This window comes from Photobacterium damselae subsp. damselae (assembly GCF_038086725.1).
In the GTDB taxonomy this organism is placed as follows: Bacteria; Pseudomonadota; Gammaproteobacteria; order Enterobacterales; family Vibrionaceae; genus Photobacterium; species Photobacterium damselae.
On sequence record NZ_CP146970.1, the window covers coordinates 1,808,843 to 1,821,639 of the forward strand.

General features: G+C 41.0%; 10 protein-coding genes. All 10 read right to left on the reverse strand.

All coding sequences use genetic code 11. From position 1 onward, the window contains the following. Nucleotides 1-21: 21 nt before the first annotated feature. The gene (locus WAX86_RS08190; protein WP_065170453.1) at nt 22-1,149 is read right to left on the reverse strand and encodes an AI-2E family transporter; all 1,128 of its coding nucleotides are present in this window, start codon (nt 1,147-1,149) and stop codon (nt 22-24) included. Continuing rightward, on the reverse strand, nt 1,142-1,834 hold the full coding sequence (locus tag WAX86_RS08195; protein ID WP_065170452.1) for a potassium channel family protein: 693 nt from the start codon (nt 1,832-1,834) through the stop codon (nt 1,142-1,144). Before WAX86_RS08195 ends, WAX86_RS08190 begins: the two co-directional genes overlap by 8 nt. A 44-nt stretch (nt 1,835-1,878) precedes the next feature. Then, complete coding sequence (locus WAX86_RS08200) at nt 1,879-2,775, reverse strand: HlyD family secretion protein (protein WP_065170451.1); 897 nt, start codon at nt 2,773-2,775, stop codon at nt 1,879-1,881. Between the two features lie 7 nt (nt 2,776-2,782). Continuing rightward, nucleotides 2,783-2,986 carry a DUF1656 domain-containing protein gene (locus tag WAX86_RS08205; protein WP_107200451.1) on the reverse strand — a complete coding sequence of 68 codons (204 nt, stop codon included), beginning with the start codon at nt 2,984-2,986 and terminating at the stop codon, nt 2,783-2,785. Between the two features lie 5 nt (nt 2,987-2,991). After that, entirely contained in the window at nt 2,992-4,599 is a 1,608-nt protein-coding gene (locus WAX86_RS08210; RefSeq protein ID WP_237030072.1) for a TolC family protein, read from the reverse strand. Nucleotides 4,600-4,641: 42 nt separating this feature from the next. Further along, nucleotides 4,642-6,780: an FUSC family protein gene (locus WAX86_RS08215; RefSeq protein WP_237033769.1), complete on the reverse strand. Its 2,139-nt coding sequence runs from the start codon at nt 6,778-6,780 to the stop codon at nt 4,642-4,644. 488 nt (nt 6,781-7,268) lie between these two features. Beyond that, the gene (locus tag WAX86_RS08220) at nt 7,269-8,558 is read right to left on the reverse strand and encodes an amidohydrolase (protein WP_227000304.1); all 1,290 of its coding nucleotides are present in this window, start codon (nt 8,556-8,558) and stop codon (nt 7,269-7,271) included. Nucleotides 8,559-8,592: 34 nt separating this feature from the next. Further along, the gene (locus tag WAX86_RS08225; RefSeq protein ID WP_065170449.1) at nt 8,593-9,672 is read right to left on the reverse strand and encodes a lipocalin-like domain-containing protein; all 1,080 of its coding nucleotides are present in this window, start codon (nt 9,670-9,672) and stop codon (nt 8,593-8,595) included. Then, on the reverse strand, nt 9,672-12,137 hold the full coding sequence (locus tag WAX86_RS08230; RefSeq protein WP_044175502.1) for an FtsX-like permease family protein: 2,466 nt from the start codon (nt 12,135-12,137) through the stop codon (nt 9,672-9,674). The genes WAX86_RS08225 and WAX86_RS08230 overlap by 1 nt, the downstream gene beginning before the upstream one ends. After that, a complete protein-coding gene (locus WAX86_RS08235; RefSeq protein ID WP_044175500.1) occupies nt 12,118-12,789 on the reverse strand; it encodes an ABC transporter ATP-binding protein in 672 nt (223 codons plus the stop codon). Before WAX86_RS08235 ends, WAX86_RS08230 begins: the two co-directional genes overlap by 20 nt. Between the last annotated feature and the right edge of the window lie 8 nt (nt 12,790-12,797).

Genomic DNA, 12,797 nt, shown 5'->3' on the forward strand with positions numbered 1-12,797 from the left:
ATGTTTTAATTTATTTTTTACTTACTGTTCTTTCGCTTCTTGTTCGCATTGTGTTTCTTCAACTACAGCTTGTGTTGTTTCTGCATCAGCTTTAAGCCATGCCATAAATAGCTCATACCAAATAGCTAAGATAACAGCACCTAGGAATAGACCGATAATGCCGGAGAATAACATGCCACCAATGGCACCAATCAGTATCACAGGCATAGGAACATCAACACCACGACCCATTAGCATTGGTTTTAAAATATTATCCGCTAATCCGCCCGCTAGCGCCCAAATTGTAAAGATGGTTGTGCCAGTACCATCACCCGTTGAGTAGACATAGAAAATAACAGGCGCCACCACAATCAGAGCTGGTAGTTGAGCAATACATAAAATAAGAACGCCCAGAGTCAATAAACCAGCCATTGGAACATGGAAAGCAAACATTGCTGAACCAATAATCATAGCCTGAATAAAGGCAACCCCAACAACACCAAGTAGCACACTACGAATCGTTGCAGCGGTTAATGTTGTCCATTTAGCACCATTTTTACCAACTGTACGGATTGAAACCTTTTGAATAGCTTCAGTGATTTTATGTGAATGAGTCATAAAACCACCAGCAACCGCTAGGGCAATAATAAAGACAACCAAACTTGCTAAGCTGCTACCCAAAATAGAAGCTAAAGTACCAACAGCAGTTTTAATTTCAGGTAAGAAATTCGTTACCGCCTTTTCCATATTCGTTGCAAATAAGCTCCACACTTCATAGATCTTATCACCCACAACCGGAATATCAGCAATACGTTGTGTCGGGCCTGGAATCTTAATATCGCCACTCTGGAGCACACTCATAGTATGAGTTATGCCATCATAAATAGATCCCGACACCATAACAAAAGGTGCAATTAATAATGCAATACAGACCAAAGCGATCACTGTTGCTGCTAATCCACGACGTCCTTTAAATACCGCCTGCAACTTATCTGTAAGTGGCATAAGAGCAACAGCAATAATAGCACCCCACAATACAGGAATAATAAAAGGCTTAACAATATCGTAAGTCCATATAATTAAAACAAGTAGCAGACCAATACGTATGGCCGATTCAACCATATTATTGACGAACAATTTATTTTGTCGTTGCTCCATCTGTTTATCCATTTTTATTCCCCTGATTATTTTTCTCTACATAACTTTGATTAGAACTGACGAGACTCGATACCACGATCGCCATATAAAACACGCCAACAATGGCTTCTAAATACACAATAACTTGGGCGATAGGTGTAATTGGACTGATATCGCCATAACCTAACGTTGTTAATGTGACAAAACTGAAATACGCCGCATTAGAAAAGTTATCTCCCCACGGCATGCTTTCCATACCCGTAAATGAATTAGGATCAAACTCTAAAAGAATGAGATAAAGGATCGCCCACATTAAGCCAAGCAATAAAAATAACGCGACTGACCCCACAATCTTATTAAACGTCACAGGCCCAGAGAAGAGCACTTGCTTTGCAATCGACTTGAACGTGCCAAAAAAGAACGCAAACATTAAGCCTAACATTGCAATATCGATTTGCTGCAGGCTAAAGAACTTTTTAACAACAATAGCACCTATCCAGCATGCTAATAGTGTCACTAAAAACCGATACCAATTTTGATCAAACCGTAAACTGACCAAACAAACCACAAAAGTTAAAATAGTAAATGCTTCTAACACATATTCTAAGATATCGCTGGTGGTTACCTGCACTAACGAAGCACTAATCAGTAGGCCAATTAATGCTAATGTTAGATAGAAAAAATTGTTTGATTCAGTAATCTTCTTTTTAACTACCACAAGATTATTTCCTTACTTCCAGTGATCCATGAATTATCCCTAACTTATCTATCTTGGTTCTCATCAGAGGCCGTATCTTGTAACACCATAATCGATGCTGACATGCCAAAACGCAGATCAAGATTTTCTGGTAACGCTTCAAGCTCTATGCGTACAGGAATGCGCTGTGCTAAACGAATCCACTGAAACACGGGATTAACATTAGGCAATAAGTTGTAGCCAACCGTGCCATCTTTTGGTGCTATACCCCATCCTATTGAGGCAACTTTAGCGTCGATAGGTAAATCAGGATGAGACATTAAGGTAACTTTAGCCTGACTTCCTGCATGAATAGCGGCAATTTGGTTTTCACGAAAGAAACCAAATACCCAAAAACTGTTTTTATCAATTAATGCAATGAGTGGTTGATTTGCAACAGCTTGCGTTCCTGTTTGAATATCAAGGTTTGAAACATAGCCATCTACAGAAGCGTAAACTTTGGTGAAACCCACGTTCAATTCTGCTGCCTTTAATTGCTCTTTCGCTATTTGAATCTGCAGTAATGACTCTTCATAAGCTATTTGGCGACGAATAAGATCCTTGTGTGATACAGCACCACGATCTTTTGCCCTAATATCACGCAGACGATCGTATTCAATCTTTTTGCCTTTAGAACTGATAATCGAGCGTTCTAATGAAACTTGAGCTTTTGATAAAGCAACATCGTAAGTACTTGAGTCAATCTCAAATAAAAGATCGCCTTTATTCACCATTTGGTTATCGATAACCGCAACATTCGTAATTGGCCCAGAGACTCTAGGTGCAACTTTGATCACATTTGCTCTCACCTGACCATCTCGGGTCCACGGATTATTGAAGTACTCTTGATATTTTTGGTAACCCAGCCATACAGCTCCACCAATGATCAAAAGATTAACTAGGATGACGATTGTCTTTTTCATCTTTCACCTAAATTTGGATATAAAAAGTATCGATCGCAACCACATAAAAAACCATGATGGCGAGAAACGTTAATGAGGGATACGCAATAAATCGTGATAACCGCGTCTTATTTAAAATCACAACGGTTATCCACGTAGCAACCAGAGACAAAACCACCACTAATAAAACTGGCGAATAATAAATATCTCCCATTGAGAGTTCGTGAGGTATCGACATTAATTCAACTCCTCAACAGGAACCTTCTCGGGATCTAATTGGGGTAACGTCACCTGCTTAGGTAAATCCGCTTTTGGCATAACAAGCTCTTCATCAAGGCTTGTTCCCCAATCAGTACGGCTTTTCATCGTTTCTATCGTAGAATCAGCAACTAAAGGTTTACCCGATGTGATTTGCCATCCACCACCTAAGGCCTTATACAGCGCAACAATTTGATTGGCGACATTACCTTTAATTTGCGCATAGCTATCTTCACTTCGAGTCATCTTCTCAACCGAGTTCAGTAAACGTTCGAAGCTGATTTGGCCATTTTCGTACTGAGTCATGGAAATATTAAAAGCACGAATAGATGAATTAACCGATTGCAGACGAAGGGCTTTTTGCTCTGTATACAAATCATAAGATTCAAGCGCATTAGTGACCTCTTGCACCGCCACTAGCACTTTTTTATTGTAATTGGTTAATGACTCTTGAAAGCGGGCATCTTCTAAGCGAATATTATTTTTTACCCGGCCATATTGAAAAATATTCCAACTAAAACTTGGGCCAGCAACAAGCATGAGAGAATCGCTAAAACTGAAACTGCGGTCAGATGGGACTGTACTATTAATACCGATTGAACCAAGTAATGAAAAGCTTGGATATAGTGCGGTTTCAGCTAATCCAATTTTGGCACTCTGGCTATGAGCTTGCAGTTCGGCAACTTGAAGATCAGGACGACGCATTACTAAGTTAGCATCAATCTGATTATCTACTTTGGGAATATGAGGTACTAAAGAGTACTTATCAGTACCATTTAAAGCTGCTTTCTTACCTACAGCATATCGCGAATCATATACTGCAATCTTTTTATCAATAGCATCAGAGCCTAACAACGTATCAACTTCTGAAGGCAATACCCCAAGTAATACCGCTAGTGCATTACGAGCTTGCAACATAGCAATTTTTAACGATGGTAGCGCCGCTTTTGTTGTGTATAACTGGTTTTTTGCTTGCTGAACATCAAGCTCGGTAACATTACCTGAGTCATATTGAACTTGGGTGATATGAACAACACGTTGTTGAATTTCAATATTACGTTTTGATAATAAAATACGTTCTTGAAAGGTACGATAATTTATATAGTTACGCGCAACTTCAGCGGTAATGGTTACAGCAATATCACGATATGAAGCAATTGATGCGTACATTAATGCTTCTGCAGATTCGATTCCTCGTGCATATTTACCCCAAACATCAAGCTCCCATCCCGCATCAAAGCTAAGAGCTGCATTATCAAATGACTTTTCGTTTTGGTAGGCCTTAGCAAGATTACCCGATACTTGCTGAACTTGTGGATATTGGAGACCTTGAGATATTCCAAGAGCCGCTCTTGCTTGAATAATACGTAATCCTGCCGCTTCAAGATCTAAATTTTGCTCAGCCGCCATCTCAACCAAATGATCCAGTGTTGGATCATTAAACTGCTGCCACCATAGTGCAACATCAGCTTGATCTTGTTGATCAACCGACTGCCATTGCGCTGGTATCGCTTTAGGCTGTAAAGACTCAAAGTTCGGGCCTAATACACTACAAGCGGTCAAGCTACATAGCGGCAAGATTGTCATGCAAGCTCGCAATGAATGTTTCAACACGTAGTCTCTTCCCTTTTAAAATCGTTTTTGACGTAAATGATCCCAGTCGATCGCAACATAAGCATCTTTACACTGGTTTATCGCTTCAAAAATATTGCGTTTCACACAGACGAAAATATAAAACTCTGCAATTTGTTGATGGCTGATCGATGTTAGATCTATTTGCTGAAAAAAATGCTCAAGTGACTTTTCACCTTTAGCATAATCAACTTGATACTGTTCAAAACCAGCTGTTAACAACTCTTTTCCTTTGCCACCCGCTAACGTTGTCGCCATCTCAGCCAAAGTGTCATCTGGATACTGACTGCGTGCTTTGTTTACTAGCGGGTTATTGTGCAAAGATTTCTCATACACATTTAAAATGGTCAGATGATTAACTAACTGTTCAGACGCGGCGGCAAAACCTATTAGTGATTCACTAGAAAGTGCAGGAAATAGCTTTAAATTAATTTTCGATGCCCATAACTTCAGCTTTGGTACCGTAAACTTAAGAACCTTAAGATGAAACTCTCGCTTTCTTCGTTGAAACTTATTGGGTTCTAAAGCAGAAAATGACATTAGGTAATGCTGAATATGACGATATAACCGCTCTCTCATAACCAAGAATAGGTGCTCAGGTTTAGATGAAAACGGGAAATAATGAGAAAAAATAATCATCAATACAACTTGATAAAACAGTACCATAACAGTCATGACGATTCCGAAATGGTAAAACATGGTGTTATCAATATTGAGAATAAACAGTCCCATTAAGAAGAAAATGGTGACCGGACCATTAAACAAGTAAAACGCAATAAAGGTATAAAGAAAAATAAAGACGCCAAGCTCTAACCCCAACGTTAAATTCGGCAGCACAAAAATATAAGCCGGGACAGCAAATAAAAAACCAAAGGTAAATAATACCAGTAGCATAACTGGGTGGACTGGCATAAAAGAAAGCAACGACATATAAATCGTTGAGAAAATCACAAAACTGTAACCACCAGGTGGATTTAAGTAGATCCAGATAAATGCAGCAACCCAATAAGTAACAAAAACCTTTATTGCCGTCTTAAAGTTTTCAGCATCCCACCAAATAAAGCGACTGGTGTTATTGATATTTGGCTTATCAAAGCTCACTCGCTCTGTTACTGAATCGATGCAAGTCACGACTTCGGTTAGCTTCGACAGCTTTTGATGTAAGCTCTTTAGAGAAAACCCTAAGGTTATTGCAGACCCCTTTTCAAAATGACCGGCATTTTTTAAAGCATCAACTTCAAAATCTACTTTTAGCTCTGATCCAATATAGTGACTTTGTTGTTCAGCCCATGCGTCATCTAGCTGAGAAAACAGTTGATTAATCTCTTCAACCGCATCTTGATAGTTGCCAATAAAGTCTTCACCATCAACATGTTGATCAAAACTGGATTGACCGACAGCAACCAACTGTTGAGTTATCTGCTTATAGTAATGTAGCGCCAAATCCCACTCGGTTTTATAGGCAGATACATCACTGCACTCTTTACTGATGAGGCTATATCGTTGATCAAGTTGCGATTGTGCTGTAAATAACGCTTTGATGAGTTCTGGAAGTGGATCGTCAAATTCATCTAACTGAGTCGGCGTTAAACTTTGACGATGAATAATACCGGCAAATACCGCTTGTTGTTTCTCTTTCAGATCAGCCGCTAATTGACGTAAATTTTGTTCTGTTTTGGTTGGAAAAAGAAACGTCCCGACTAAAGTGTATATAACAACACCGAAAACGGTCATATAAGCTCGATCGATACCATAAAGAAAGGCGCCTTCCGCATCCCCTCCATTTGACATCATTAGAGTCATGACACCCGTTAGCATAAATAACGTGGGATCTTTGGTATAAGCATTTCGAAAATAAAAGATAACGGAAACAATAACCGATACCGATAGCATATAAAGCCATTGTTCTTGAGCAAAAATACCAACCAAAGAAAGGCCAAGTACCGCTCCCACTACAGTACCAAGAACACGAAGCGAGCCTTTTGCTAGCGATTCTCTTTTACTTCCTGTAGAAGCTATCAGCATCACCGTGGTTGCAGCAGTAGAAGCTTGGGGCCACCCCATAGCCATGGGGATAAGATAAGCAAGGGTTAAGCTCAATCCGACTTTACAAGCAAACTTAAACTTGTCATTCATACAAAAGGGAAACAACCATTTTGATAATGAAAACAAAGTCGTCACTTTGCTGTTTGTGTTTGTTAACCCATCGCTTTGCGACATCCACTTTCCCCAATTTGCTGAATATATCAAGACAAGAGTAGTAAAAAGCGGGCAAATTAGCGGAATATTTTTACCTAATCTACTGATAAATTGGAAATAGGTAACATTTCAGATCTTTTAAAAACAATAGATACAACAAAGATATTAAAACAACTAAAAAAGTATCAACAACACCCTACAATAGAGGCGGACATGATATTAATCCATTGATTTAAAATGAATAATATAGTTTTAGCTAAATTAACAAAAAAGCCAAATAAGTTAAAATACAGGCAGAATTTAAAGGGGGATAATAAAAACTAAAAGTCAATATCGATTTATCACTGCAAAACAAAATATAAAGGGAGTAAATGGTTATTACTCCCTTGCAACAGTTTATGAGATCAGTGTGAATGGCGTTGTTTCTAAGGATTTAAACGCATTAGGGCCATAGCAAATAATCTTACCCCAGAAACCATACGGCTCTCATCAATATCAAAATCACCATTATGATGGCCTGCGGTCAGATCTGAGCCAATTAAGCAGTACACAGCTTTACCGCCATTGTGCTGTACTCGGTCAAATAAATAACCAACATCTTCACTTGCACCAAAATCCTTTTCACGGATGACATCACTGAAACCAGCATCCAAGCCAATGGATTCAATCAAGTTCACCATTTCAGTATCATTGTGTAAGCCAATTGCTTCACCTTGAGCCTGAATTTCTACGTTAACGCCATGAATATGCGCAGATCCCTGAGCAATTCTCTCAACTTGCTGATACATATAATTATTAATTTCGCGGTTCTCGCCTCGCGTTTCGCCTTTAAGTACAGCATTAGCCGGAATGACATTGCGCCCTTCTCCGGCCTTTAGCTGGCCCACATTAACACGCGTCATACCATCTCGGTGACGAGGAATGGCCAGCATTTGTGTCACTGATGTGCAAGCCGCCGCTAAAGCATTACAACCAGCATTAGGCTCAATACCCGCATGAGCAGGTTTACCTTTGAAATGTAAATCAAATTTGGAGCTGCATAAGAAATGCTTGGGATCGCAAACTAAGGTACCACTTGGAACATTCATTCCAACATGTGCAGCTAAGAAGTAATCCACATCGTCTAACCAGCCACTCTCAGCAATGGCTTTTCCTGCTCGACATCCTTCTTCCGCAGGTTGGAAAATAAATTTAATTTTGCCACATAACTGATCTTTATTAGCGGCAATTAATTCGGCTAACCCTAAACCGATAGCGGTGTGGGCATCATGACCACAAGCGTGCGCAATGCCCGGTGCTAAAGATGCAAAGCCTAAAAATCTTGGACGATGGGAATCATCCTGGCTTTCCATCACATCAACAGCATCAATATCGAAGCGGAAGGCAACCGTTGGGCCGTCACGGCCAGTATCAAGAACCGCACCTAAACCAGTGATACCATCCATTTGAGCCAAATACTTAGGGTCAGCCCCCCAAGTTAAGGCTCTTTTTTGCGCTTCAATAACACTTTCTTCATCGCGCCCCATTATGGCAGAACGCGCAATGATCTCATCGGCAAAAGCTAACTGATAACCGTGATGTTCCATATGAGCCGCAATTCGACAAGTGGTGAAAAACTCACACCATGCTGATTCGGGGTATCGGTGAAACTCTCTACGGTAATTCATTAAACGTTGAGATAAAGCCTGTTCATCATAGTTTTGAAAAAATGTCACTTGCGATTCCTACTGCTGTGCCTATGGTACGTAGCTAATAACCGGTAAGTTCCATAAAACCTTGCCCAGAGTGCGATCCTGTCACATGGATAGGTCCTTCCCAATATGGGAATACAAAAGGAAGCCACTGATCCTTTCGTAAAACATTTACCGTTAACTTAATATTTTGAGATGGTACATCAATTCTCCACTGTAAAGGAAATTTTTTACCATCAATTCGAGTGTAACTTAATGGAGTTAAACGAATTTGCGTATGATCAAGTTGAACAACTTTACCATTAGGCCAGCTTCTAGAACCAAAATAATAAGGTAAATCGTCTTTTTCACGCAGTTGAGACACCATAAGGGCGCTACCATCATTTAAGTGAATAGAAAACCAGTCCCAGCCAAGCTGATCTTTGGCGAGCATGCTGCTGCTCCATTCACGATCTAACCATGCTTCACCACTCACTTGATATTCTGCTCCATCAAGGGTGATTTTGCCGTCAACATCTAAAAATGGCGCACTAAAATAGCGAGAAGCCATATCAAGTTCAGGATGCTTTTTGCTATACCCCTGGTCACCTTGTAATACAATTGGACCATGCTGTGTCACTTTAAGAACCGCAGCCATTCCATCATCTGCAAATTCGACCATGCCCGGAAACGGTGTTTTACCAAGAGCTTTCCATGACCAATTATCAAGCCAAGCATGGTATGGCGTTGAGGTAACGCCAGCCTGACCTATGCCTCCACGAGCAAAACGTTCAGCATACCAAACCTTTGACTTACTAGTAATGACTGCATGAGCCATATACATTTGTGGTGTTTTCCAGCCCGTTTCTTTTTCTGTACTGGTTGCCATCCGAAAAAGTGTCCATTGAATTCCGAACTCTTTGCCTTCGGGTGATTTTACATTAGCAGTAAGGTACCACCATTCAGTTCGATACTCAGGATGAGCCCCATAGTCTCGTGGAAACTCAACAGGTTCACCTCGTACAACCGGTTCATATACATATTCATCAGAACGAGTTAACACTTCTGCCGTATTTGAACGTTCTGTTTTTTTATTGCAACCAACGAGAAGAGTTAGTGCCAAAGCTAAATAAATAATATGTGTAAATTGCTTTGTCATTAGAACGCCTCTCTTAACGACAAAATCGCGGATCGTTTAACTAAACGCCACACTGGCCATCCACCAGCAATCAACAAGACCACTAATGCCGATCCCAAGGTAAATAAATATTGAGTTGGGAAATAATGGATAGGCATGGTCCAACCGAAGGAGTATTTCAAAACAACATCAATCAGCAGCTGTGCCAAAATTAACCCCAGAGGTAGCGCCATTAAAGCAGTAAATAGACCAATTAATAATAATTGCCCCCCGCCAAGTACCGCTAACTCCAGCCCGGTCATCCCCATGCAGCGTAATAGAGCAAACTGACGTTGACGAGAGACTTCACCGGCAAGAGTGGCAAAGAAAAGTCCACACACAGCTATAAATAGCGTTAATGACCCTAATGTCGACGTGACAACAAAGGTCTGATCAAACACACGCATTGCTTGAGTCATTAAGTCAGAATTATTGCGAATGCGCTCTGGCTGTAGTCGGAAACGCTCGCCCAATTTAGCTAATAGAGCCTCGTCATTAGCGCCTGGATTCAAGTGAATAGCTAAACCAACTTGTCCTGAGTGCGGCCAATAACGGTGCCACTTATTGTATGAGATCAACAGCTGCCCATATGGATTACCATAGTCATAATAGATACCTACAATACGCCAGTTATCATTCATCGGTGTTGGTAGATCGACCATATCACCTATGTGCCAATTATTTTTAAGGGCCAGCGATTCGCTCACCATTACGGCACGTTGCGAATGTAAACTCTGCCAGTAATTTGGTTCGATATCTTTCACTGAAAGTGCCGTCATTTCACCCTCAGATTGACCAATACTCATCACTTGTAGTGTACCCGCATCGGTTGGCGTCTCTTTTTGCCAACGCCACCAAACGTCATTCACTTCAGGTTGATCTTCTAACCAACGGTACATTCTTGGTGCCATATTCATCGAAGGACGAATGTAAATATCTGCGGCAAGACGTTGTTCAAGCCAAGTGTGAGTCGTATGGCGGAAGCTTCCAACCATAGTTTCCATACCAATATTAGAGGCAAGTGCCAACATAAATGCCATTGCGGCAACGCCACGATAACTTAAACTTGAAGCCGCATCAGTAAAGAACCAACGCATTTTTACTGATGGAAATATCACACCTAAAATTTGGAACGACTTCCAGAGTAAATACGGCATTAACAACCCAGATGCGGTTAAAATTAATGCGATAAGAACAAAACCCGCAAATTGTCCATGAGGTAGTTGATAAATGCCAATTGCAACCAAGATAAAAATTAACGAAATGATTGATTGCCAAGCAAACTCACGGCCACTAAAACGAACTAGCGCCATATGAGTTGCTAACCGTACGGGTGGCGTTTTGATTAATCGAACCATCGGCCAACCACACGCGAGAATGCTACCACAACCGGCAATAATTAAGCTGGCAACGCCCCACTGCCAATGCCAACTCACAGCAAGATTAACGTTAGCACCATAGAGATCACTTAACGTTGCTGCAACCGAAGGCATTAATTGCTGTGCAAGGACCAACCCTAGCAGGTTACCGCCAATTAAACCTAAAATAATCCACAAAATTAATTCTATTGAGAGTGCTGCGGCTAGTTGTAGGCCGGTTACGCCTAACTGAGTTAATCGTCCAACTAATGGCTGGCGCTGAGTAAAAGAGAGAGACATCGCTTGATAGAAAATAAATAATCCAACCACAAACGATAACATTCCCATCGCAAACAAATTCAAATGAAACGCATTAGTTAGGGGTTCAAGTCTCGCACTTTGGTTACGTTGTAACGTTAAGCCAGGAGGTAATATCTGAGTTAAGCGCACTAATTGCTCATGGCTCATCTCACCACAAACAATAGATGTAAAGCCAGAACTTGGCTGGATATCTCTTAATCTTGCAATATCGGCAACTAACCGAGGACCGCCAGTTAACTCATCAGGTACTATTTCAACTGGACCAATTTTCTTGCCGCTATCTAATGTGATCATATCGCCTGATTTGACCCCCATATAACTAGCAAGCTGCTCTCCAGCAATAATAGGATATGGCGGTTTCATCAAGTCCAGCATATCGGCTCGCAGTGCTGCCATATTTTTCTCACTGCGAGTAAAAGCAGAGAACATAGCAACGGGATCGAGCCCGACGAGTTCAAAATCACGCCCCTGCTCTGTCACGATTCGATAGCTATCAAGCGGCGCACACGATTTAAGTCCCGCACGTCTTAATTGAATATAGAAACCTTGAGGAACTTTAAGACCTAACTGTGCTGTACGGATACGATAAGGATAAGGATTTGAAAATAGAAGTTCACCTTGTCGATAGCTTTCTCTCGCTTGTTGGTTAACCCCCATTACACCAACAAGAAGTGCAATTCCCAGCGTTAGACCAAGCCAGACCAGCATGATTTGAAATGGATGGCGCTTATAATGCCCCCATAACGCCTTAATGACGGGGCTTAACATGCAACTGTCCCCCTTGCAATCGGATACAGCCATGCATTTGAGAAGAGACTTGCTCACTGTGGGTAACAAGCAAAAGTGTACATTGCAGTTTTTGACATAAACCAGTTAACAGACGAATAACAGCGCCAGCATTACGCTCATCTAAACTGCCTGTTGGTTCATCTGCTAATAGAATTTGGGGTTCCATATACAAAGCACGTGCTATTGCAGCGCGCTGCTGCTGTCCACCGGAAACTTCTTCAGGAAAACGCTCTAACAGAGACATAAGATCAAGCGCTGATATAATTTGGCGCCATAAATCAGGGCTCTCTGGTAACCCCTTTAATTGGCGACAAAAACGAATATTGTCTGCAATAGTAATGGTCGGTAATAAATTAAACTGCTGGAAAACTAGGCCGATATTATTACGACGAAACAAAGCTCTTTGACGCTCAGAAATTGCATGAATAGGTGTGTCTCCGAGCCAGATCTCACCCGCGTCACATGAATCTAATCCTGCAATTAAATTTAGTAGCGTACTTTTACCAGAGCCGCTCTCTCCCATCAGAGCCAATTGCGCTCCGCGTTCAAGATTTAACTCTGCTCCTTGTAAAACAGAATGGTACTCACTGCCATCTTGGTAGCCTTTACAAAGCTGAGCCAGTCGTAACATTTATGCCC

Excerpts from the sequence above, each read along its gene's own strand:
- WAX86_RS08225 (WP_065170449.1), bottom strand. The coding sequence starts at position 9,672 with ATGACAAAGCAATTTACACATATTATTTATTTAGCTTTGGCACTAACT.
- WAX86_RS08210 (WP_237030072.1), bottom strand. The coding sequence starts at position 4,599 with ATGACAATCTTGCCGCTATGTAGCTTGACCGCTTGTAGTGTATTAGGC.
- WAX86_RS08235 (WP_044175500.1), bottom strand. The coding sequence starts at position 12,789 with ATGTTACGACTGGCTCAGCTTTGTAAAGGCTACCAAGATGGCAGTGAG.
- WAX86_RS08200 (WP_065170451.1), bottom strand. The coding sequence starts at position 2,775 with ATGAAAAAGACAATCGTCATCCTAGTTAATCTTTTGATCATTGGTGGA.
- WAX86_RS08190 (WP_065170453.1), bottom strand. The coding sequence starts at position 1,149 with ATGGATAAACAGATGGAGCAACGACAAAATAAATTGTTCGTCAATAAT.
- WAX86_RS08215 (WP_237033769.1), bottom strand. The coding sequence starts at position 6,780 with ATGAATGACAAGTTTAAGTTTGCTTGTAAAGTCGGATTGAGCTTAACC.
- WAX86_RS08230 (WP_044175502.1), bottom strand. The coding sequence starts at position 12,137 with ATGTTAAGCCCCGTCATTAAGGCGTTATGGGGGCATTATAAGCGCCAT.